This window comes from Tabrizicola flagellatus (assembly GCF_008271465.1).
Classification (GTDB): domain Bacteria; phylum Pseudomonadota; class Alphaproteobacteria; order Rhodobacterales; family Rhodobacteraceae; genus Tabrizicola; species Tabrizicola flagellata.
In genome coordinates this window covers 37990-60645 of record NZ_VMDU01000015.1, presented here as the reverse complement: position 1 = coordinate 60645, position 22656 = coordinate 37990, and the positions used below count along the sequence as shown (strand labels likewise).

Sequence of the window (22656 nt, the reverse complement as noted above, 5' to 3'; positions counted from 1 at the left end):
TCGTAGGGCGGGCTTCAGACCGCCAATCTTGAAGAGCCGGGCCGAAGCCCGACCTAGGTCACGCGCGTTCCAGAAGCCGCTCGCGTTCGAAATCCGTGACGACGCGGTCGGTCTCGGAAATCTCCCACTGGGCGGCATGGTGGTAGTGGTCGATCACGTCGTCCCCGAAGGCCTGCCGCAGCATCGTGGACCTGTTCATCAGCTCCGCCGCCTCGCGCAGGGTCTTGGGGATCTCGCGGATGCCCTTGGCGGAATACATGTCGCCCTTCAGTTCCGGCTCCAGTTCCATCTTCTTCTCGATCCCGTCCAGCCCCGCCGCCAGAAGCGCCGCGCAGGCCAGATAGGGGTTCACGTCGCTGCCGGGAATGCGACATTCCACCCGCACCGCCTTGGTGTGCGCGCCGCAGACGCGGAAGCCGGCGGTGCGATTGTCGGCACTCCAGACCGCCTTGGTCGGCGCGAACATGCCCACGGTAAAGCGCTTGTAGCTGTTGACGTAAGGCGCAAGGAAGGCGGTGATGTCGCGGGCGTGGTGCAACTGGCCCGCCAGATAGTGCTTCATCAGCTCCGACATGCCGTGGCTGTCGGCCTTGTCGGCGAAGGCGGGTTTGCCGTCCTTCGTCCAGAGGCTCTGGTGGATATGGCTCGACGACCCCGCGCGGCGATGGTCGTACTTGGCCATGAAGGTCACCGACTTGCCCTTGGACCAGGCGATCTCCTTGATCGCGTTCTTGATGATGACGTGGTTGTCGGCGGTATCCAGCGCGTCGGAGTACTTGTAGTTGATCTCCTCCTGCCCGGCCTCGGCCTCGCCCTTGGAGTTCTCCACCGGGATCCCCGCGCCGTAAAGCCCGTTGCGGACGGCGCGCATCACGTCCTCTTCCTTGGTGGTCTGGAAGATGTGGTAATCCTCGTTGTAGCCGCCCACGGTGCGCAGGGCGTTCAGCCCGCCGTCGCGCAGGTTCTCGTAGGAATTCTCGAACAGGTAGAACTCCAGCTCCGTCGCCATCATGGGTTCAAACCCCATGGCGCGGGCGCGGGCCACCTGCGCCTTCAGGATCGAGCGCGGCGCATGCGGCACGTCGGCATGGGTGGCGTGATCCTGCGTGTCGCCCAGGACCAGCGCGGTGCCCGGCAGCCAGGGGATGCGGCGCAGCGTGCGCAGGTCGGGCTTCAGCGTGTAGTCGCCATAGCCGGTTTCCCAGCTGGAACTCTTGTAGCCCTGCACCGTGTTCATCTCCATGTCCACGGTCAGAAGGTAGTTGCAGCAATGGGTTTCCTCGTAGCCGCCGTTCACGAAGAACTCGGCATGGAACCGCTTGCCCATAAGGCGGCCCTGCATGTCGATGCCGGCCGCGATCACCGTGTCGATCTCGCCGGCCTTCACGGCCTTCTTCAATTCATCAAGCGTCAGATTTCCGGGCATGGTGCCTCTCTGTTGTGATCGGATGTCGGGTCAGGGGCGATGCGCCCCGGTGGCGGGACGGGCAGGGCCTCCGCCGCCGAACTCGGGCTTGCGCGGCCAGCAGGGGCCGCTTTCCGTATCCTGCGGTTCCGACCGCATCCGATGGTCTCCCTGTCACGGGATCTTCGCGCCCCGTGAATTTGATCATTCATTCACAGGTCAGGGCGCTTTCGCAAGCCCCTGCGCCATCTGGGCGCGGGCGCCCATGACCGCGTTCAACGCGACGGCGGCCAGAAGCACCCCGCCACCCGCGAAGGTTGCGGCGCTGGCGGTCTCGCCGAGGAAGACGAACACCCACAGCGGCGCCAGGAGCACCTCGATCAGCGACAAAAGCGTCAGCTCTGCCGCCGGGATCACCCGGCTGCCGAGGGTGTAGCAGAGCATGCCCAAGGCCAGGATCAGCGCGCCGATCCCCGTCGAGACGCCGATGTCCCAGGCCGAGGGCGCAAGAGGTTGCCCCTGAACCGCCAGAACGCCCGCCGCGACAAGGGCCGAGAAGACGCCCCCCAGCATCGAGACCGGCAGCATCTCGGACAGCTTCCCCCAGCGCAGCGCGACCGAAAAGGCGCCGAAGCCCGCAGCCGACAGAAGCGCCGCGATGTTGCCGGCCAGCGCGCCCATGGCCAGCCCCTCGCGCACCATCAGGTACATGCCCGCGACGGCCAGCGCGATCGCGGCCCAGGTCCAGGGGCGCACCCTTTCGCCCAGAAGGACCCAAGCGAGGATCGCCGCGACGAAGGGCGAGGCGGTGAACAGGAAGACCGCATTGGCGATGGTGGTGGTCTGGATCGCGTAGATCGCGCCCGCGAAGGCAAAGACGAGGCCCAGACCGCCTATCACCCCAGCGAGCCCAACCTTGCGGATCGTCGTCAGCGGCTGCCCGCCCGAGCGCCACCAGACGAAGGCCAGAAGCACCGGCACCATTCCGACCGACCGCCAGAACAGGATCTGCCAGACGCTGGCCGCCTCGATCTGACGCAGGCCAAGGCCCATGAGCGACCAGAGCGACCCCGCCGCCAGCACCAGCGCCACACCCTGCCCGTATCGCATCGCCGCACCTCTCTGCGGACCGTGCTGCCACGGGGGCGGGCTTCCCTCTGTCCCGTTCGCGACGCTTTTCGCCGACCCGGGAATCTTCGCCGAAAATTCCCGGGTCAGTAGCCGCGCGCGCGGTCCACGAGGTGCAGGAAGGGCTCGCCCGCCTCGCCGCGGCGGATGTTCTCGGCGATCACCCGCGCGGCGCTGGAGGCGCGGGTGTCGGCGGCGATATGCGGGGTGACGGTGACGCGGGGATGGGACCAGTAGGGGTGGTCGGCCGGCAGCGGCTCGACCCGGAACACGTCCAGCGTGGCGTGACCGATATGGCCGGAATCGAGGGCGGCCAGAAGCGCATCGTCGTCGATCAGCGCGCCGCGGCCGGGGTTCAGGATCACCGCGCCACGGGGCAGAAGGGCAAGGCGTTCGGCGTTCAGAAGGTTCTCGGTCTCGGGCGTCCTGGGCAAGAGCAGCACCAGCACCTGCGCCGTCGCGAGCGCCTGGCGCAGGCCGTCCTCTCCGTGCAGGCAGCCCGGCTTCGGCGTCCGGCTCCACCCCGTGACCGGGAAGTTCAGCGCCCGCAAACCCGCCGCGCAGGCCGATCCCAGCGCACCCATGCCCAGGATCGTCACCGGCCGCTCGCGCGCGAGCGGCGGGCAGGTCGGGTCCCAGACATGGCCGGGGTTCACGATGTGCCGGTCCATCCCCAGATGGTGGCGCAGCGTGTGGCCGGTGACCCATTCGACCATGCCCTCGGTCAGGCCGGGATCGACCATCCGGCACAGCGGCTGGGTCAGGGTCGGGTTGCCCACGATCCGCTCCACCCCCGCCCAGAGGTTCAGGATCGCCTTCACCCGGGTGTAGGGGGTGAAGTCCTGCAGGGGCGAGGCCGGGGCATAGACGATGTAGTCCACCTCCTCGGGCGGAGCCTCGGTCACGACGCGCGCGGCGACGCCGGCCTCGTCCAGGGCCTGCGGCAGCGCGGTCCGGTATTCCGCCCAGAGCGCGGGCGCGGCGAACAGGACGGTGGGCATCGGATCACCTCGGCCGGTGGACATGGGCGCTCTGCACCAGGCCGAAGCCGACCAGCAGCACCATCATCGCCGACCCGCCGTAGGACAGGAGCGGCAAGGGCACCCCCACCACCGGCGCCATGCCCATCACCATCGACAGGTTCACCGCGATGTAGAAGAAGAAGTTCGCCGCCACCCCGATGATCAGGAGCGAGGAGAACCGGTCGCGGTTCTGCAAGGCCGCCACCAGGCAGAAGCCCAGGATCAGCGCATAAAGCCCCAGAAGCGAGAAGGCTCCGACAAAGCCGAATTCCTCGGCCAGCGTGGTGAAGATGAAGTCGGTGTGCTTTTCCGGCAGGAAGTTCAGCCGCGACTGCGTTCCCTGCATGAAGCCCTTGCCGCTCCACCCGCCCGACCCCAGCGCGATCTTGGCCTGGATGATGTTGTAGCCTGCGCCCAGCGGATCGGCCGAGGGGTCGAGGAATGTGTCGATCCGCTTGTACTGGTAGTCGTGCAGGAACTGCCAGGGCGTCCCGCGCAGGGTGAAGACCCCGACGATGGCGCTGATCCCCAGCGCCAGCACCGCGCCGAAATACCACAGGCTGACCCCGGCGACGAACATCACCGTCGCGCCTGCCAGGATCAGCATCAGCGAGGTGCCGAGGTTCGGCTGCATCAGCACCAGCACCGTCGGCGTCACGATCAGGAGGACCGGGATCAGCACATACAGTGGCCGCGAGACCCGTTTCGGATCCAGCCAGTCGTAATAGGCCGCCAGCACCATCACCAGGGTGAACTTCATCATCTCCGAGGGCTGCAGGCGGATGAAGCCCAGGTCGATCCAGCGCTGTGCCCCCATGCCGACCGTGCCGAAGAATTCGACGATCAGCAGCAGCACGAAGGCCACCAGATAGGCCACCCCCGCCATCGACCGCCAGAACCAGATCGGCACCATTGCCACCGCGAACATCAGCACCATGCCCACGGCAAAGCGTTCCATCTGCGGCCGCGCCCAGGTGTCGAGGTTCCCGCCCGCGATCGAATAGAGCATCAGGAACCCGACTGAGGCGACCGCCGTCACCAGCACCACCAGCGGCCAGTTCATGTAGAGGATCTTGCGGATCCCGGTGGGCGCCTGCTTGACGCGGTATTCAAGGAAACTCATCGCAACCTCAGGTCTCGGTCGGCGCCGGCGGCTTGCCGGTCACGGGATCGCGCAGGGGAAGCTCCTTCAGCATGGTCTCGATCCGGCCGCGCTGGCTGGACGGATAGGCGTCCAGCGGCGGCAGCCCGTCCGACAGCGCGCGCAGGATCACGTCGCGCGCGATCGGGGCCGCCGCGGTCGAGCCGCCCCCGCCGTGCTCCACGACCACCGAAACCGCATAGCGCGGGTTGTCGTAGGGCGCATAGCCCACGAACAGCGCATGGTCGCGCCGGTTCCAGGGCAGCTGGTCGTTCGAGATCACCCCGGCCTCGCGTTCGGCCTTGGTGATGTTGCGCACCTGGCTGGTCCCGGTCTTGCCTGCCATCACCAGGGCCGGATCGACGATCCGGCTGGATTTCGCGGTGCCATGCTCGTCGTTGACCACCTCGTACATGCCCTGTCGCACGGCGGCCAGATGTTCAGGCGCGATGTCCAGGGCGGGGGCCTCGGCAACCGGCAGTTCGCGGTCCTGCACCATGCGCACCAGCCGTGGAACGATCTGCCGCCCGCTGGCGATCCGGGCCGTCATCACCGCCAGCTGCAGGGGCGAGGTCAGGACATAGCCCTGCCCGATCGAGGCGTTGATCGTGTCGCCGATCCGCCATTCCTGCTTGTGGCGTTCCAGCTTCCACGCCTTGTCCGGCATGTTGCCTTCGGTGATCGCCGACATCGGGATGTCGAACCGCTGGCCCAGACCCAGGCGGCGGCCCATCTCGGCGATCTTGTCGATGCCGACCTTCTGGGCGATCTCGTAGTAATAGACGTCGCAGCTTTCCGACAGGCTGCGGCCCAGCCGGACGGTGCCATGGCCGGACCGCTTCCAGCAGTGGAACCGGCGCTCGCCGAACTCGATGTAGCCCGGGCAGCTGACCTTGGTCTCGGGCGTGGCCACCCCGGCCTCCAGTGCGGCCAGAGCAGTCACCATCTTGAAGGTCGAGCCCGGCGGATAGGCCCCCGAAACCGTCTTGTTGGCCAGCGGCCGGTGGTCGTTCTCGGTCAGTGCGGCATAGTCGGCATGGCTGATCCCGCGGACGAAGAGGTTCGGATCGAACGAAGGCGAAGAGGCGCAGCAGATGATGTCGCCGTTCGTCACGTCCATCACCACCACCGCGGCACTTTCGCTGCCCAGCCGGGCCTGGGCGAAGTTCTGGACATCGGCGTCGATGGTCAGCCGGATGTCGAGGCCCGGCGTGCCCTCCTGCCGCTCCAGCTCGCGCATGACCCGGCCGGCCGAGTTGACCTCGATCCGCTTGGTCCCCGCCTCGCCGCGCAGCGTGTCCTCCATCCATTTCTCGACGCCGATCTTGCCGATCTGGAATTTCGGGATGCGCAGCAGGGGATCGGGGTTTTCCAGCCCTTCCAGGTCCTTTTCGCTGACCGGGCCGACATAACCGACGACATGGGCAAAGTCGGTGTCCAGCGGATAGCGCCGCGACTGGCCGACTTCGGGCACCACGCCGGGCAGGGCGGGGGCGTTGACCGCGACCTTCGAAAACTCCTCCCATGTCAGCCGTTCGGCCACGGTGACGGGGACGAAGGCGCGCAGCGACTTCACCTCGTCGATGCTGGCCTGCATCTCCTCGGCGGTCATCGGGATGATGGCGGCCAGCCGGCGCATAACCAGATCGACGTCGCCCGCCGCCTCGCGGGTAATGACGACGCGATAGTTCTGTTCGTTGCCGGCGATGACCTTGCCGTTGCGGTCCATGATGATGCCGCGCTCGGGCGGGATCAGGCGGATGTTGATCCGGTTCTCCTCGGCCAGAAGCTGGAACTCGTCGGCCTGATCGATCTGAAGATAGCGCATCCGCGCACCCAGCACGGCGACCATGGCGCCCATCGCACCGCCCAGCATCAGCGTGCGGCGGTTCAGGGTGCGGTTGCTTGCCTCGGTGTCGCGGGCAGTCCGTTTCACAGCCGTCTCCCGAAATCATCCACTTCGCCGGTCGCGGGCTTGCGCAGGTCCAGCGCAAGGCGCGACAGGCCCACGACCACCGGATAGACCGCGATCGACCACAGGACCTGGACCACGGCAAAGCCGAAGGGGGCCTGCGGGACGAAGGCGATACCCAGGATCGTCCGATAGGCCAGCATCATGCCCAGCATCACCCCCGAGACCAAGAGCCATTCGACCGGAAAGCTCAGCTCGCGGGTCAGCGCGATGCGGCTGCGCAGGAACTCGGTCGCCAGGATCACGATGGCGGCCCAGAGGCCCGGCGGGCGGAACAGGATCAGGTCCTCGGCCAGAAAGACCAGGAGGATCAGCGGCATCGGCAGGAAATCGGGGCGGCGCACGATCCAGGCCAGCGTCACGCAGATCAAAAGGTCCGGTCCCGGCATGGCGCCGGGGGCGCTGCCCAGCGGCAAGAGCCGCACGAACAGAAGCGCCAGCGCGATGGCCAGGAACAGGCCGCGGAAGATCCAGTGTTCCTGCCGCCAGAACTCAGCCATCGCCGGCCTCCGGTGCCGGTCCCTCGGCCGCGCCCGAACCGGCTTCCTCGACATTGCCGCCCTCGGTGGCCGCCGGAGGCGCCCCGGCCGCCGCCTCGGCCGCGCGGGCCGAAGCATCGGGCAGCGGCGCGCCCTGTGGCGGGGCGATCAGGCTGCCGGGGTCGGTGATCGGCTGCAATTCATGGCTGCGCAGCACGCGCAGGAACTCCAGGCGCTGATAATCCGCCGCCAGCACCACCCGGAACCGCTTGTCGGTGCCCAGCGCGACCTGCCCGACCAGCAGCCCCGCCGGGAACACCTCGCCATCGCCCGAGGTCACCACCCGATCGCCGGGGCGGACCTGGTCGCTGTCCTCGATGAATTCCAGCGGCGGCAGGGGCGAGTTGTCGCCGCTGAGCAGCGCCTTCTGCCCCGAGGGCTGGATCGTCACCGGGATCCGGCTGTTCGAATCCGTGACCAGGATCACGCGGCTGGTGCGCTCGCCCACGCCCGAGATCCGGCCAACCAACCCGATCCCGTCCATCGTTGCCCAGCCGTCGCGGATCCCGTCGCGCGCGCCCACGTTCAGCAGCACCGATTGCCGGAACGGGCTGCCGCTGTCGGCCATCACCACGCCGGTGACATGGGTCAGCTTGGGGTCGAGCCGCACCTTGTTCAGGTCGAGAAGCCGGGCATTCTTCTGCTCCAGCTGCAGCGCGGCCTCCTTCCAGGCCTTCATCTGCTGAAGCTCGCGCTTCAGCTCCTGGTTCTGTTCGTAGATCCGGGTGTAGGACTGGAAATCGTCGATCATCCCCGCGATCGCCGTCACCGGCCGCATCGCCCAGTCGAAATTCGGCACCACCGCATCGATCAGCGCCGCGCGGAAGCGTTCCACGCGCGGACTGTCGATCCGCCACAGGATGAACAGCGCCAGCAGCACCAGCACCGCCAGCCAGACCAGAAGCCGGCGCAGGGGGCGCGAGTAGTCCTCGGGTGCGGTGCGGTTCCTGGCCAAGGGTCAGCCTTCCATCGCCATCGGCCAGTCGGCCTCAGGTATCGTAGTCGATCACATGCCGAAGCTGCTTTTCGTATTCCAGAGCCTTCCCGGTGCCGAGAGCAACACAATTCAGTGACTCGTTGGCCACGCTGATCGAGAGCCCCGTCTGTTCGCGCAAGGACAGGTCCAGCTCGCCGAGGAGAGCCCCGCCTCCGGTCAGCATCACGCCCCGGTCCACGATGTCGGCCGCCAGGTCCGGCGGCGTCGCCTCCAGCGCCTGCATCACCGCATCGCAGATCTGCTGCACGGGTTCGGCCAGCGCCTCGGCCACCTGGGCCTGGTTGATCTCGGTCTCCTTCGGCACCCCGTTCAAGAGGTCGCGGCCCCGGATCGTCATGCTCGACCCCCGCCCGTCATCGGGCATCCGCGCCGTGCCGATACTGGTCTTGATCCGCTCGGCGGTCGATTCTCCGATCAACAGGTTCTGGTGCCGGCGGAGGTAGGAGACGATGGCCTCGTCCATCCGGTCGCCCCCCACACGCACCGACCGGGCATAGACGATGTCCCCCAGTGACAGCACCGCGACCTCGGTCGTGCCGCCGCCGATGTCCACCACCATGTTGCCGGTGGGCTCGGTGATCGGCATCCCCGCCCCGATGGCCGCGGCGATGGGTTCGGCGATCAGCCCGGCGCGCTTGGCTCCCGCCGACAGCACCGATTGCCGGATCGCCCGCTTTTCCACCGGAGTCGCACCGTGGGGCACGCAGACGATGATCTTGGGCTTGGAAATCGTGGACCGCTTGTGCACCTTGCGGATGAAATGCTTGATCATCTCTTCCGCCGCCTCGAAGTCGGCGATCACCCCGTCGCGCATCGGCCGGATCGCCTCGATGGTGCCGGGGGTCCGGCCCAGCATCAGCTTGGCATCCTCTCCCACCGCCAGCACGACCTTCTTGCCGTCCTTGTTGTGATAGGCCACCACCGAGGGCTCGTTCAGCACGATCCCCTTGCCGCGGATGTAGACCAGCGTGTTCGCGGTCCCGAGGTCGATGGCCATGTCCGACGAGAAGAGGCCGGGGATAAGCGACATGTGCAGTCCTTCAGTCAATAGCTACACCCCCGACTCGGGGGTCCGGCGGGGCTGCCTCTTATAGAGTCAGGCCGGGGGGAAGCGAAAGCCCCGGTGGCCGCGATCCGCTCACTTCCGCGCGCCTGCAGAAATGCGATTTCCTGCGGGAAATCTGACGGCGCACTTCGACACCCACTTTCACTTTTGCGACAGGATGGCATGATCGGCCATCGGCGAAGGGGGCAAGGCGATGGGCAAGGTGGCGGGGCGCGTGGCGCTGGTGACGGGGGCGGGGGCGCCCGGGGGAATCGGTTTCGCCATCGCGCGGGCGCTGGCCGGGGCCGGGGCGAAGGTCGCGGTGACCGCGACATCGGCGCGCATCCACGACCGGGGGCGGGAACTTGGCGCCTTCTCCCACGTCGCCGACCTGACCGATCCGGCTCAGGCGGCGAGCCTCTTCCGCGCGGTGGAAGCGGCGCTCGGCCCGGTCGAGATCCTGGTGAACAACGCCGGCATGGTGCAGACCGGCAAGGAGGTGGACCGCGCCCGGCTTGCCGGCTGGTCCGATGCCGCCTGGGCGCATCACATGGCGCTGAACATCAACACCACCTTTCACTGCTGCCGCGCCGCCCTGCCGGGCATGGCCGCGCGCGGGTTCGGGCGGATCGTGAACATCAGCTCCGTGACCGGGCCGGTCGTCACCATCGACGGCTCCTCCGCCTATGCCACGGCCAAGGCCGCGATCACCGGCATGACCCGGTCGATCGCGCTGGAATACGGGCCGCGCGGAGTGACCTGCAACGCGGTGCTGCCGGGCTGGATCGCCACGGAAAGTTCCTCCGAGGACGAGTTGCGCGCCGGCCGGGCCACCCCCGCCGGCCGCCCCGGCACCCCGGACGAGGTCGCCGCCTGCGCGCTGTTCCTCGCCTCGGAAGAGGCGTCCTATGTCACCGGCGCGATGCTGGTGGTGGACGGCGGCAACACGCTTCAGGAAATGAAGGGCGCCTGACGCAAGAATTCTCGTCGAAAATTCTTGCGCTCACACCGCACGACCCGCTGCCGGCAGGCCGCAGCCAAGCCTCTCCGCCGCCGTCACCTGCGCCGTCTCGCCCAGGACCCGGGCGCGCAGGTCCTCGCGCTCCAGCCCCATGTCGGCCAGCATCCGGTCGCTGACCCCCTGCAACTGCACCAGTGCAGTTTCCGCCGCCCACCAGGCCTTGATCCGCTTGAACATCATGGTCTCCTCTGTCGGGATGCGCGCTTGTGCCATGCCGGGATTGCCGCGATAATCGGACATTATATGAATGGGCTTTAAAGCGGGGCTAATCAATGCGCGGCAGCGACTATGCCGAACTGCGCGCCTTCGCCGCCGTGGTGCGGCAGGGCAGCTTTACCCGGGCGGCGGCGCAGCTGGGGGTGACGCCCTCGGCCCTGTCGCAGACCATCCGCGCGCTCGAGGACCGGCTTGGCCAGCGGCTCTTGAACCGCACCACGCGCAGCGTCGCGCCCAGCCATGCCGGGCAGGCGCTGGCCGAGCGGCTATTGCCGGTGCTCGACGATCTCGACGGCGTCCTCGACGCCGCCTTCGCCGCGGCGGGAGAGGTCGCGGGCCCCCTGCGGCTGGATGTGGTGCGGGTGGCGATCCCGCTTCTGGCGCGGATCGTGCCGGGGTTCCTGGCGCGCCATCCCCGGGTTCGGCTGGAGGTGGCCTCGAACGATGCGCTGATCGATATCGTGGCCCAGGGCTTCGACGCCGGCATCCGCCTGGCCGAGCGGCTGGAGGGCGACATGATCGCCGTGCCCTTCGGCGGGCCGCTGCGCATGGTCTGCGTTGCCGCGCCGGACTACCTGTCCCGCCATCCCGCGCCGCAGCACCCGCGCGACCTGGCCGGTCACGCCTGCCTCGTGACGCTGGTGCCCTCGACCGGCACGCCCTACCGCTGGGAGTTCGAGAAGGACGGCGAGGAGCTGCGGATCGGTGTGGACGGCCCGCTTCTGACCCGCGACACCGACCTGCGCGTCGCGGCGGTTCTGGCGGGGGTGGGGATCGGCTATTTCTTCGAGGAAGAGGTGCGCGCGCCCCTCGCCTCCGGCGCGCTGGTGCAGGTGCTGGCCGATTGGACCCCGCCCTTTCCCGGCTGCTACCTCTACTATCCCAGCCGCCGCAGCCCTCCGCCGCCGCTCAGGGCCTTCGTGGACTGGGTGCGGGACTGGGGCCCGGTGTGAGTGATCCAAAAGGTCCGGCTTCCCGCACTTGGCACCCCGTCCCGGCGCGATAGCGTTCAGGATGCGTTCATATGTTGGCAGCGCCTTGACCCTCATGACCCGTCTGATCCTTGTGCTGCCACTGCTCGCCCTTGGGCACGCGGCGATGGCAGAGACTGTCGAGCATCCGACCCGGCTTTTCGCACCCCTCCTGTTCATGATCGGTTTCCTTCTCGGGCCAGTCATCTATCTCTCCCTGCCCGTGCTGTGCCTTCTCGGAATCTGGTTGGGCCTGGACCGGGTGACCAAACCACTCGCCGAGGGACAAGGCCGGGTCTGGTGGGGTTACCCGGTGCTTGCGGCAAGTCTGCTGGTCGGCTTCATCTGGGTCAGCGGGATGCACATCCTGCGTCACGGCTTCTGGCCGGGTGTCACCATTGGACTGCTCATCTGGCACGGGCTTGAACGCTGGGCCGGCCGCCCGGGATTGTCCGTCCGCCGTCTTGCAGGACTCAAGGGCTGGCGTCGCTGGGTCGTGCCCATCGCCCTTGTTCTGCTTGGCTGGTGGGCGGTTGCCGGGGTCCGAACCGGCGCGAACCTTGTCGTTGCGATGCTGAACCCACCCGAGCTTGGAACCCCGCCCTACAATGTTCCGGAAGGTCGGGCATTCACGCCCTACACCCTTGCCGCCCTGCGCCGGTTTCCGGATGCGCAGTCCTGTTTGAAAGAGGCGGCGGACGCCGCGGATCCCAACGACCTTTTCCAGCTGGATTGGGACCGGATCGAGCGGGACGAAGAGGCAAATGTCTGCCTGTTCCGTCTTTTGGCGGCGCTCGGGTCGATGGACAGTTTCACCGCCTTCGCAAAGGCGCAGGGGTTTGGCGTGTCGGACAGTGGCTTCAACCCCGAGCTCCCATTTGTCGAGCGCGACGGCAGCCTGAGGGTAACCGCCAGATGGTCGATCCGCGCCAGCGGGCCGCGCTATCCTACCTCCGGCCTTGTGCGTTATGTGCTGGCGGTGCCCTACGGTATGAGCGTCGATGCCACCTGGGCGGCGGATCGCAAGACCCTGTTGTGGGTGCGCATCGGATTCAGCACCCTTTAGCAGTGATCGAGATATCGGGCGGGACTGGGGCCGTGGACAGACCTTTCCAGAAGGTTAACGTCCACGGGATAACTGTTATCTAGCAATGGTTTGCCCGAAATGTCCACCGTGGACACTTCGGGCGTTTTCTCACTCGCCGTGGTAGGAGACCGTCTTCACATCCTCTCCCGGGGCCGTCTTCTGCCGCCGCACGATCAGCCGGTTCAGCGCGTTGATATAGGCCCGGGTCGAGGCGACGATGGTGTCGGTATCGGCCGAGGACCCGGTCACGATCCGCCCCTCTTCCTCCAGCCGGACGCTGACGGTCGCCTGCGCGTCGGTCCCTTCCGTCACCGCATGGACCTGGTAGACCTGCAGCCGCGCCTTGTGCGGGAAGAGCATCTTCACACAGTTGAAGGCCGCGTCCACCGGCCCGTCCCCGGTCGCGTCGATGTGGTGGTCCTTGCCGTCGATCGTGAGGATCATGTCGGCCTCCTGCGGCCCCTCGGTCCCGCAGACCACCCGCAGCTTCTTGAGTTGCAGGTATTCGTAGGCATCGTTGGTCTGCTCGTCCGAGACCAGCGCGATCAGGTCGTCGTCGTAGACCTCCTTCTTGCGGTCGGCCAGCGCCTTGAAGCGGACGAAGACATCGTTCAACTGGTTGTCGGCCAGCTCGAAGCCCAGCTCCTTCAACTTGGCGCGCAGCGCCGCCCGGCCCGAGTGCTTGCCCATCGCGATGTTCTTCTGGGTCAGCCCGATATCCTCGGGCCGCATGATCTCGAAGGTCTGGACGTTCTTCAGGACGCCGTCCTGGTGGATACCGGATTCGTGCAGGAAGGCGTTCTTGCCGACGATGGCCTTGTTGAACTGGACCGGGAAGCCCGAAACCTGGCTGACCCGGCGCGACAGGTTCATGATCTTCGTGGTGTCGATCCCCGTCTGGAACGGCAGGATGTCGTTCCTGACCCGCATCGCCATCACGACCTCTTCCAGCGCCGTGTTTCCGGCCCGCTCACCCAGACCGTTGATCGTGCATTCGATCTGCCGTGCCCCGGCCTCCACGGCGGCCAGGGCGTTGGCGGTGGCCATGCCGAGGTCGTTGTGGCAGTGGGTGGCGAAGATGATCGTGTCGGCGCCCGGCACCCGTTCCAGCAGCATCCGGATGATCTTCGCCGACTCCATCGGGTAGGTGTAGCCGACGGTGTCGGGGATGTTGATCGTCGTCGCCCCGGCCTTGATCGCGATTTCGACGACGCGGCAAAGGTAGTCGGGCTCGGTCCTTGTCGCGTCCATCGGGGACCACTGGACGTTGTCGCAGAGGTTGCGGGCGTGGGTCACCGTTTCGTGGATCCGGTCGGCCATCTGGTCCATGTCGAGGTTCGGGATAGCGCGGTGCAGGGGGGAGGTGCCGATGAAGGTGTGGATCCTCGGGCTGCGGGCGTGTTTGACGGCCTCCCAGCAGCGGTCGATGTCCTTGAAGTTCGCGCGGGCGAGGCCGCAGATGGTGCTGTTCTTCGCCCGCTTCGCGATCTCGGTCACGGCGGCGAAGTCGCCTTCGGAGGCGATGGGGAAGCCGGCCTCGATGATGTCGACGCCCATCTCGTCAAGGAGGGAGGCGATCTCCAGCTTCTCTTCATGGGTCATGGTCGCGCCGGGGCTCTGCTCGCCGTCGCGGAGGGTGGTGTCGAAGATGACGACTTTATCCTGGGTCATTTGGGGGTCCTCTTAGCTGCTGTGCTGGGGGGGGCGCTGGTCACCTCTGAGCGGTCGCGCCCGGGGGCACGCTCAGAGGCGGCTAAGAAGGAGGAGACCACGGGGCAGGAGAGGCCGCGAGACGGCCCCGAGGGAGTGGATATGTCGGCCCCTGGTCATGGGGGGCGACTATACGGGGGAAATCGGGGAAGGGAAGGGGGTTTCTTGGGGGCGGGGGCCGCAAGGGAGTCCGGTGGGGTGTCCACGGTGGACGGATGGGGTTAAGTAGTTGATTTTGCGGAGGAATGGGTGTGGACGGTAAGGGTTTGTTAAGGTGGTGGTTAATGGTCTACGGTGCTCGTGCACCCGCCTCGAGCTCCCACGTTTCAAAGTACCATTGAATGAGGAACGGACAATGAGATTAGATATCATAGAAGAGGAAGCTGTACTGGGTGCGTAAAAGAAACCCTATCGCTGAAACGCTGCTGAAATGCACGCGGCGATTCCAGATCATTGATTTGATCGCCCAAGGCAACTGCCAGTGCCACGCTGTGTGCCTGACAGTTTACCGAAACTGCTGGATTGAACTCAATGTCCGTGAACGCTGGGTACTCCGCAATCCTAGCTAGCGTAGACTGATTCCGATTGAGCGCTCTTAGGTACAACCAATCATAGAATGACGGAGGTGGTGCAAGAGGCCAAACTTCACCATCCAAGACAAAGCAAAGGAGCTGCCCACTGGACTTAAGTCGTGGATCTGCTTTTGCTGCGCTTGGTTTCTCGTATCGCAGATCGGCAAATGGCCCACCAGATTGAAACTTTTTGGCTGACTGAAACCAGCATTCCACAGGCATTTCTCGACCGGCACTATCCGGCAACAGCAGATTGAATGCACTAAGGGAGACGCCAAGCTCATCCTTTGATTTCGTTGATACCTCCAACGGTGGTCTAGAAAGCTTCAACTGAAGAAGTGCCGCCGCATGAAGAGCTTCAACGTTGCGTCGTTTCTGCGCAAGTGAGAGGCCTGGGTGCCAAGTGAACGCGACCATTTCAGTGCGTACCAACCCGGGCACCTTAGGGTCAGGAATGAAGACGGGACGGACGGCCACGGAACCTCTCTTTCTGCAGTGCAACTTCGCGTGGTAGGAAGTACGCGGGTTCAACTTCACACATGATGCCTTGGGTTACGTCAGCGTAGCAGTCGCGCACGCGATCAGTCTGAAAGACTACGCTTCTGATGAAACTCGGCGCTATTTCTCCGAACACCAGAATTTCGGCCTGAGAATCCGTTGGATCACATTCTCGCAAAACTGAAGGCCGCACTTTGTCTTCCGCCACGGCAAACATCGCCTCGAAGGCGGCGACGCCAGCCAAGCTCTCGTCGGACAGGCATCGAATTCTGTGATCGGCAGCGTTTAGTCGGCAGTACGCGCAGACATGCTCAATCAACAGAGCGGGGTCGAGGATCAGTACGACCCAGTCTGAATTAACGGACTCCATACGGTACTTCCAAAACATGCGGTAATTAGGGAATGAAACTGAAAGGCTAACCGCATCAAGGCGATTGTCCAAGCGCAGGAGGTCATTACGCTGGTATCTTCGGTTTTTTCGTAGCAAAGCTTCAACTGGCAGAAGTCCTTCAGCCAAGATAGATTTCAGGTTATCTGCCTTGGTAAAGTGTAGAAGCTCTGAAATACCACGGCTCTTCACCACGTCAGCTACGTATCGATTTTCTGAAACTATATCTGAAGTCGGGACCGTGTGATGCGTCAAATTTTCTAGATGCAGTGCGCAATCCCGCACGGCAAATTTTTCCTTCAGTGCCTCTGCGTGCTCTAGTGGAAACACCTTGTCGTGTACACGACGAATGTTTCTTAAGGGCTCCAGCTTGTATGTAGGGTTACTCTTGTTGATTGGGTTTTCTTCAGATTCCAAAAGAGCTAAGGGGGTCTGATCAGTTATCGGGTATTCTGGCAGATTCTTGGCTTCAATTTGGGATATCGTTCCAGCAAAAGCAGCCTTTGTAGCGGGTCGCGCATGAAGTAGGATGGAGGACTGCTTTTTGATACTGTCCAGTCTGTTAGCTTTCGTTCGTTCGTCGTGCTTGACGGTCGTGCCAGTCCGAGCATCCGTTGAGTTACAATTTTGGGAGAACTCAGTCCTTGTGTCCCGTGCAATTGCGCTAAATGTCAACCAAACCACAGCCAATTGAAGAACCAACAATGGCGGCCAAATAATGTTCACCAAGCTAAGGAGTGTCCATCCTATCGCCAAGTTAAGGAGATGCTTGGGGAACAGAACTCTGCAACAAAGAAGAGTCAGAATTATGAATATCTGATACCCAACGATTCCTTCCAATGTTTCTAGTCCTTCGGTATCCTGCTTTCCGGTGGTGGCTGCGCATTCGACGGGCGGGAAGTCCGAACACCTAGCCAAGCTCTGCTTTGATAACGCCCTCACACCCGCATATGCCGCACCCGCGCGCCCCATTCGATGGCGGCGGCGTGGAGGCGGTCGATCTTCAGCTCCTCGCGGACCTCTTCCAGCATGCGGAGCTCGACCTGGGAGTGGCGGCCGTCCGCCGTGACCACGTCGCAGGCCAGCGCATAGGCGGTCTCGTAAAGGCGTTCGGGCAGGGCCTCGCGGATCAGGCCGAAGAGGGCGGCGAGGCCGTCTTCTTCCTCGAACAGGTCGAAGACGATGCGGGTCACGCGGCGGATGCGGTCGGGGTCGTAGGTGGCGAAGGCGGGCATGTGGTTGACCATGCGGTTGATCGCCACCAGCTCGGCCGTGCGGACGTTCTCGTCGGCGGCGGAGCAGGCGACCATGACGGCGACAAGCGCGTCCTGCGGGGACATGGCGGATTCGGGCATCGGCGTTCCTTCAAGCGTTTCAAGGCAGATTATTGACGGGAGGCAGGGGGGGCAATAGAGGACGGCGGGCCGGGGGTGGGCCTCGGCGTTTCAGGAGTGACGCACATGACTTCCCTGCGCGATGCGGCGATGGTCTCGAAAGCCTGGCCCTTTGAAGAGGCCCGCGCGGTCCTGAAACGCTATGAGAAGGCGCCGCCGAAGAAGGGGTATGTGCTGTTCGAGACGGGCTATGGGCCGTCGGGGTTGCCGCATATCGGGACCTTCGGGGAAGTGGCGCGGACGACGATGATCCGGCGGGCGTTCGAGATCATCAGCGACATTCCGACGCGGCTGATCTGTTTTTCCGACGACGTGGACGGGATGCGGAAGGTGCCGGAGAACGTCCCCAATCAGGAGATGCTGCGCCAGCACATGCAGAAGCCGTTGACTTCGGTACCGGACCCCTATGGGGAGTTCGAGAGTTTCGGCCACCACAACAACGCGATGCTGCGGCGGTTCCTGGACACGTTCGGGTTCGAGTATGAGTTCATTTCGGCCACCGAGTTCTACAAGAGCGGGCGGTTCGACGACACGCTGCGGCTGGCGGCGGAGCGGTATGACCGGATCATGGAGATCATGCTGGCGTCCCTGCGCGAGGAGCGGCAGCAGACCTACAGCTGCTTCCTGCCGATCCATCCCGAGACGGGGCGGGTGCTCTATGTGCCGATGAAGGAGGTCAATGCGAAGGACGCGACGATCACCTTCGACGACGAGGAGGGGAAGGAGTGGACCCTGCCCGTCACCGGGGGCCATGTGAAGTTGCAGTGGAAGCCGGATTTCGGGGCGCGCTGGGCGGCCTTGGATGTGGACTTCGAGATGTACGGGAAGGACCACTCGACGAACACGCCGATCTACGACGGGATCTGCGAGGTGCTGGGGGGGCGGAAGCCGAACCATTTCACCTATGAGCTGTTCCTGGACGAGGTGGGACAGAAGATCAGCAAGTCCAAGGGGAACGGGCTTACGATCGACGAGTGGCTGACCTATGCAGCCACCGAGAGCCTGTCCTATTTCATGTACCAGAAGCCCAAGACGGCCAAGCGGCTGTGGTGGGACGTGATCCCGAAGGCGGTGGACGAGTATCACCAGCAGCTGAAGGCCTTCCCGGAGCAGCCGATCGAGCAACAGGTGAACAACCCGGTCTGGCACATCCACAACGGCAAGCCGCCGGAAAGCCGCATGGTGGTGAGCTTTGCGATGCTCTTGAACCTGGCCTCGGTCGCGGCGGCGAAGGATGCGGCGGGGTTGTGGAAGTTCATCCGGCGCTATGCTCCGGAGGCGAGCCCGGAGAAGAACCCGGATCTCGATGCGGCGGCGGGCTATGCGGTGCGGTATTTCGCGGACAAGATCGCGCCGACGCGGCAGTTCCGGTTGCCGACCGACAGGGAGCGGGCGGCGATGGAGGACCTGGTGGCGCGTCTGAAGGCCTGGGACGGGGGGCTGGACGACGAGGCCTTGCAGTCGATGGTCTTTGCAGTGGGCAAGGAGCACGGGTTCGAGCCGTTGCGCGACTGGTTCAAGGCGCTTTACGAGGTGCTGCTCGGCGCAAGCGAAGGGCCGCGGTTCGGCGGCTTCATCGCGCTTTACGGCGTCGAGGAGACGGTGGCGCTGATCAGCCGTGCGCTGAAGGGCGAACTCGTCGGCTGAGCCCGGTGCAAGGGGCGGCGGTCAGGCCGCGCGCTGCCAGAGTTTCAGCCAGCTGATCCAGGTGTCGGCCATGGCCTCGGGATCGCCGGCGAGGAGCCGGTCGCTGGCCGGGAAGGCGCGCGACAGGATGCTGGTCCGGGCGTCCTCGATCCGCGTGGCGAGCAGCGCGCGGGCGACATCCGGCAGGACATCGCCGGACACGGTCTGAAGATGGAGCGCGAGGACGGCGAGGTCGTTGTGCTGGCCCAGCGTCTCGCCCAGCTGGTCGGCCTCGGCGACAAGGACGCGGAAGAGGTCGGGCCAGACCGGAGCGAAGAGGCGGCTCTGATACCAGAGATCCTTTACCCGCTTGCGCCAGTCATGCACCCGTTCGGGGCGGTCGGGCGCGGCGCGGGCGGCCTCGGCGGCGGCCTGCGCCCGGCGGCGGGCGATGGCGAGGCCCCGGGCAAGGACGCGGACCGGTTTGCCCTCGAGGCGCCAGTCGGCCATCCGGTCGCGCAGGTCGGCAAGCGTCGCGGCAAGCTCTGCCGTGGGCGCCTCGTCCGGCGCCAGGCTTTCCGACAGGAGCTGCGCACGCAGGGGGGAAAGCGTCTCGGGCAGGTCCGGGAAGAGGCGGTCGAAGGTCGCCAGCCGAACTGCCGCATCGCGCCGGGCCGAAAGCGCGGCGGCGACCTCGCGCAGCGCGGCATTGGCGGCGGGCTGGCCATGCAGCCCCGCGCGATAGAGTCGCAGAAGCGCCCGTGTCTTCTTCAGGTTCTTGCGGATGCCGTGCACGGCTTCGGGGTCGGAGACCGACCGGAGACGTTTCAGCGCCGAGGACAGCTCTTCGTCGAGGATCCGGCGAAGGCTGGCCTCGGGCCCGTCATCGTCGCGGTGGAAGGCATAGGACATGGCGGATTCCGACAGGTGAGCTGCGGCAGATGTGCGCCATGCGCGGCCGCGATGCAAGCGCAGCCCGGTGGCTGACCTTGGCGGGCGCTTCTGGCGCGCTACCTCCCCCTGGAACTGACGGGAGCCCCCTGCGATGCGCACGCCCTTCCTTGCCCCGACCCTTGCCCTGGCGGTCTTCCTGCTGCCGGTTCTGCCCGCCACGGCGCAGGAGGGCCCGATCCGAGACACGATCCTGCGTCAGATCGAGGCCTTCCGGGCCGACGATTTCGCCCGCGCCTTCACCTATGCCAGCCCGACGATCAAGCGGCTGTTCGGCACGCCCGAGAACTTCGGCGCGATGGTCAGGAACGGCTACCCGATGGTGCACCGCCCCGCGCAGGTCGAGATGGGCGAGCTGCGCGAGATCGCCGGGAACCTCTGGCAGCGGGTGCGGATCGTCGATCAGGCGGGCCGCGCCTGGGCCCTGGACTACATGATGGTCGAGACGCCCGAGGGCTGGCAGATCAATGCCGTCCAGATCCTGCCGGCGCCGGACGTGGGCGTCTGACCGACCTCTCGCCCCTCTGTCCGTTGCGCCGGGGCCGCCCGCTGCGCGCGGCGGTCTGAGAGAGACTTAAGCCTTCCTTGCTACCTCGTCGTGCCCAAGGCGGCGCGGTCTCTGCGCCCCCTGGAGTGGCGCGAAGCGAGGCGAGGGAATTTCAGATGAACAAGGCAATCACCGACGGGCTGGTCCTGATGCCGCCGCCGTTTTCGGCCGGCCTCAACCTCTGGTCGCGCGAGGACGGGACGCCCGGATCGGGCTCCTACCAGGGCCAGCCGAACGCGGCGCTGGTGACGAACGACCAGGACTTCGGGTCCTGTCTGGAATTGCAGAAGACCGAGGCCACGCAGAAGCTGCGCAGTTTCGCGCAGACGCCGATCCAGCCGGGGCTGTACCTGCGGGTGACGGCGCGGGTCAAGGCGGTGTCGGGCAACCTGCCCTCGGTGCGGATCGCGGCCTGGGCGGGCGACGTGAGCGGGCAGAACGTCGCCACCGTGCCGCAGACCGGGCCGGCGGTGACGCTGACCGCCTATGGCCAGGTGGTGACGGTGAGCGCGATCATCTCTCCGGCGAACCGGACGGGGGTGGACCTGCCCTGGTCCTTGCAGACCGTCTATGCCCATGTCGGGCTGGACCTGACCGGGGCGAATGGCGGGGTGGTGCGGATCGACGACATCGAGGTCGAGGATGTGACCAACATCTTCATCCGCAAGCTGATGGACTGGGTCGATGTGCGCGACTTCGGCGCGCTGGGCGACGGGACGACGAACGATGCCCCTGCCTTCCTTGCCGCCGATGCTGCGGCGCAGGGGCGCGAGATCCTGGTGCCGTCGGGGGTGTTCCGGCTGAACAGCGACGTGACGATCAACAGCCGCATCCGCTTCGAGGGCACGCTGTCGATGCCGGCGAACCGCAAGCTGACGCTGACGCGGAATTTCGACCTCGACACCTACGGCCAGGCTTTCGGGTCGGAACTGGAAGGTTTCAAGCGCGCATTGCAGGCGCTGTTCTTCTTCACCGACTATGTGACGCTGGACCTGTCGGGCCGCAGGGTCGAGCTGACCGAGCCGATCGACGTGGCGGCGCTGGCCGGGATCACCAGCTTTTCCAGCCGTCGGGTGGTGCGGAACGGGTCGCTGAACGCGGTGGCGGGGCCGGCCTGGACGACGGAAGAGGTGACCTCGGTCGCCACCTATTCGGCCGCGGCCAACACCACTCTGACTGGGGTCGCCAATGTGGCGAACATTCCGGTTGGCGCGCTGGTCATCGGCACCGGCGTCGGGCGCGAGGTCTATGTCACGGCGAAGAACGTGGGAGCGGGCACGCTGACGATCAGCCAGCCGCTGTATGGCGCGGTGGGCACGCGGACCTACACGTTCCGGCGCTTCAAGTACATGCTGGATTTCTCGGGCTTCGAGCTTCTGTCGCGCTTCGAGCTGGAGGATATCGAGTTCAACTGCCAGGGCATCGGGTCGGGCGTGATGCTGCCGATGTCGGGGTCCACCCAGCGCTTCATGTCCTGCACCTTCAACCGGCCGCTGGACCGCGGGATCAGCAGTGCCGGGACGGGCTGCCAGGGCATGTTCGTGGACATGTGCCAGTTCCTGTCGAACGAGCAGTCGGTGCCGGCGGTGGACCGCACCACGATCGCGATGAACGTGCAGGCCAACGACACCAAGCTGCGCAACAACCGGATCGTCCGTTTCGCGCATTTCGCGATCATGAACGGCACGGGCCACCTGATCCATGCCAACCACTTCTTTCAGGGCGACAACACGACCGCGGGCGTGCGCCGGGCGGGGCTGGTGTTCACGCAGACCAACGTCTCGACCGTGGTGACGGGCAACTACATCGACAACTGCTTCATCGAATGGGGCAAAGAGCATGACTCGGCGCCCGAGGAGAATGGCGAGTTCTCGTTCGGCGGGCTGAACATAGTGGGCAACGTGTTCATCTCGTCCTCGACCTCGACGGCCTTCCGCTGGATCGTCATCAAGCCCTACGGGCCGGGTCATTTCCTGTCGGGCTTCACCCTGTCGGCCAACAGCTTCCGCAGCTTCGGCGTGGTGATCGACCGGGTGGAGATGGTGGACACGAGTTTCGCCACGCTGGATTTCACCCGGTCGCGCAACGTCCGGGTCGAAGGGAACAGCTTCAACAACGTGACCCAGTGGATCATCAACCCGGTGCAGGTGACGCATACCCAGAACACCGCGGCCGAGACCTGGAACGTCAGCGCGGGCGGCTTCGTGCCCTTCGGCGGGCGCATCCGGCAGGTGCAGGCGGTGGCGCCGGAGGGGATCATCACCAATGCCTCGAATGCCGCGCGCTATGTCTTTCCCTATGCGGTGCCGGGCACCGGCGCGGGCGGCAACGAGGCGCAGCTGCGCTGGGGCGAGGCGGTAAAGGGCAAGGCGCTGGTCACGATGCGGATGGACGTGCCGGCCTGAGCCGTCCGGCCGGACATTCGG

General features: G+C 65.5%; 20 protein-coding genes. 6 read left to right on the top strand and 14 right to left on the bottom strand.

Annotated elements, in window-relative coordinates:
* Nucleotides 1–58: 58 nt before the first annotated feature.
* The 8 genes from FL625_RS15405 to FL625_RS15370 all read right to left on the bottom strand — a co-directional run bounded on the left by FL625_RS15405 (nt 59) and on the right by FL625_RS15370 (nt 9234).
* Complete coding sequence (locus tag FL625_RS15405; RefSeq protein ID WP_149589566.1) at nt 59–1426, bottom strand: glutamine synthetase family protein; 1368 nt, start codon at nt 1424–1426, stop codon at nt 59–61.
* Nucleotides 1427–1624: 198 nt separating this feature from the next.
* The gene (locus tag FL625_RS15400) at nt 1625–2515 is read right to left on the bottom strand and encodes a DMT family transporter (protein WP_149589565.1); all 891 of its coding nucleotides are present in this window, start codon (nt 2513–2515) and stop codon (nt 1625–1627) included.
* A 104-nt stretch (nt 2516–2619) separates the two neighbouring features.
* Entirely contained in the window at nt 2620–3534 is a 915-nt protein-coding gene (locus tag FL625_RS15395) for a 2-hydroxyacid dehydrogenase (RefSeq protein WP_149589564.1), read from the bottom strand.
* Between the two features lie 4 nt (nt 3535–3538).
* Nucleotides 3539–4678: a rod shape-determining protein RodA gene (rodA, locus tag FL625_RS15390; protein WP_149589563.1), complete on the bottom strand. Its 1140-nt coding sequence runs from the start codon at nt 4676–4678 to the stop codon at nt 3539–3541.
* 7 nt (nt 4679–4685) lie between these two features.
* Nucleotides 4686–6632, bottom strand: a complete 1947-nt coding sequence (gene mrdA, locus FL625_RS15385) for a penicillin-binding protein 2 (RefSeq protein WP_149589562.1) — start codon at nt 6630–6632, stop codon at nt 4686–4688.
* Nucleotides 6629–7168 (bottom strand): rod shape-determining protein MreD, encoded by a 540-nt coding sequence (locus tag FL625_RS15380; protein WP_149589561.1) that lies wholly within the window; start codon nt 7166–7168, stop codon nt 6629–6631. Before FL625_RS15380 ends, mrdA begins: the two co-directional genes overlap by 4 nt.
* Nucleotides 7161–8162: a rod shape-determining protein MreC gene (mreC, locus tag FL625_RS15375; RefSeq protein ID WP_149589560.1), complete on the bottom strand. Its 1002-nt coding sequence runs from the start codon at nt 8160–8162 to the stop codon at nt 7161–7163. Before mreC ends, FL625_RS15380 begins: the two co-directional genes overlap by 8 nt.
* A 34-nt stretch (nt 8163–8196) precedes the next feature.
* A complete protein-coding gene (locus FL625_RS15370; protein ID WP_149589559.1) occupies nt 8197–9234 on the bottom strand; it encodes a rod shape-determining protein in 1038 nt (345 codons plus the stop codon).
* 229 nt (nt 9235–9463) lie between these two features.
* On the opposite strand from FL625_RS15370, the gene FL625_RS15365 reads away from it, so the two are divergent.
* Nucleotides 9464–10222 carry an SDR family NAD(P)-dependent oxidoreductase gene (locus FL625_RS15365; protein WP_200833961.1) on the top strand — a complete coding sequence of 253 codons (759 nt, stop codon included), beginning with the start codon at nt 9464–9466 and terminating at the stop codon, nt 10220–10222.
* 30 nt (nt 10223–10252) lie between these two features.
* Here the strand turns inward: FL625_RS15365 and FL625_RS15360 are convergent, their stop codons facing one another.
* Nucleotides 10253–10510, bottom strand: coding sequence for a DUF1127 domain-containing protein (locus FL625_RS15360; protein ID WP_149589558.1), 258 nt, complete (start codon nt 10508–10510; stop codon nt 10253–10255).
* Between the two features lie 32 nt (nt 10511–10542).
* Between FL625_RS15360 and FL625_RS15355 the strand changes: the two genes are divergently transcribed.
* Together FL625_RS15355 and FL625_RS15350 are read left to right on the top strand one after the other, a co-directional pair.
* On the top strand, nt 10543–11439 hold the full coding sequence (locus tag FL625_RS15355) for a LysR family transcriptional regulator (protein ID WP_149589557.1): 897 nt from the start codon (nt 10543–10545) through the stop codon (nt 11437–11439).
* A gap of 94 nt (nt 11440–11533) precedes the next feature.
* Nucleotides 11534–12523, top strand: a complete 990-nt coding sequence (locus tag FL625_RS15350) for a hypothetical protein (RefSeq protein WP_149589556.1) — start codon at nt 11534–11536, stop codon at nt 12521–12523.
* Between the two features lie 129 nt (nt 12524–12652).
* Here the strand turns inward: FL625_RS15350 and FL625_RS15345 are convergent, their stop codons facing one another.
* From FL625_RS15345 to FL625_RS15330, 4 genes are all read right to left on the bottom strand, one after another.
* Nucleotides 12653–14215 carry a 2-isopropylmalate synthase gene (locus FL625_RS15345; RefSeq protein WP_149589555.1) on the bottom strand — a complete coding sequence of 521 codons (1563 nt, stop codon included), beginning with the start codon at nt 14213–14215 and terminating at the stop codon, nt 12653–12655.
* A 407-nt stretch (nt 14216–14622) separates the two neighbouring features.
* Nucleotides 14623–15243 carry a DarT1-associated NADAR antitoxin family protein gene (locus FL625_RS18645; RefSeq protein ID WP_149589554.1) on the bottom strand — a complete coding sequence of 207 codons (621 nt, stop codon included), beginning with the start codon at nt 15241–15243 and terminating at the stop codon, nt 14623–14625.
* 31 nt (nt 15244–15274) lie between these two features.
* Complete coding sequence (locus FL625_RS15335) at nt 15275–16438, bottom strand: DarT ssDNA thymidine ADP-ribosyltransferase family protein (protein ID WP_235019443.1); 1164 nt, start codon at nt 16436–16438, stop codon at nt 15275–15277.
* Between the two features lie 212 nt (nt 16439–16650).
* A complete protein-coding gene (locus tag FL625_RS15330; RefSeq protein ID WP_149589552.1) occupies nt 16651–17067 on the bottom strand; it encodes a tellurite resistance TerB family protein in 417 nt (138 codons plus the stop codon).
* 105 nt (nt 17068–17172) lie between these two features.
* On the opposite strand from FL625_RS15330, the gene FL625_RS15325 reads away from it, so the two are divergent.
* Nucleotides 17173–18753, top strand: coding sequence for a lysine--tRNA ligase (locus FL625_RS15325; RefSeq protein ID WP_149589551.1), 1581 nt, complete (start codon nt 17173–17175; stop codon nt 18751–18753).
* Between the two features lie 21 nt (nt 18754–18774).
* Here the strand turns inward: FL625_RS15325 and FL625_RS15320 are convergent, their stop codons facing one another.
* Nucleotides 18775–19644, bottom strand: a complete 870-nt coding sequence (locus tag FL625_RS15320; RefSeq protein WP_149589550.1) for a CHAD domain-containing protein — start codon at nt 19642–19644, stop codon at nt 18775–18777.
* 133 nt (nt 19645–19777) lie between these two features.
* Here FL625_RS15320 and FL625_RS15315 point away from each other — a divergent pair, with 133 nt between their 5' ends.
* Nucleotides 19778–20191, top strand: coding sequence for a DUF4864 domain-containing protein (locus tag FL625_RS15315; protein ID WP_149589549.1), 414 nt, complete (start codon nt 19778–19780; stop codon nt 20189–20191).
* 155 nt (nt 20192–20346) lie between these two features.
* The gene (locus FL625_RS15310; protein ID WP_149589548.1) at nt 20347–22635 is read left to right on the top strand and encodes a glycosyl hydrolase family 28-related protein; all 2289 of its coding nucleotides are present in this window, start codon (nt 20347–20349) and stop codon (nt 22633–22635) included.
* Nucleotides 22636–22656 lie beyond the last annotated feature (21 nt).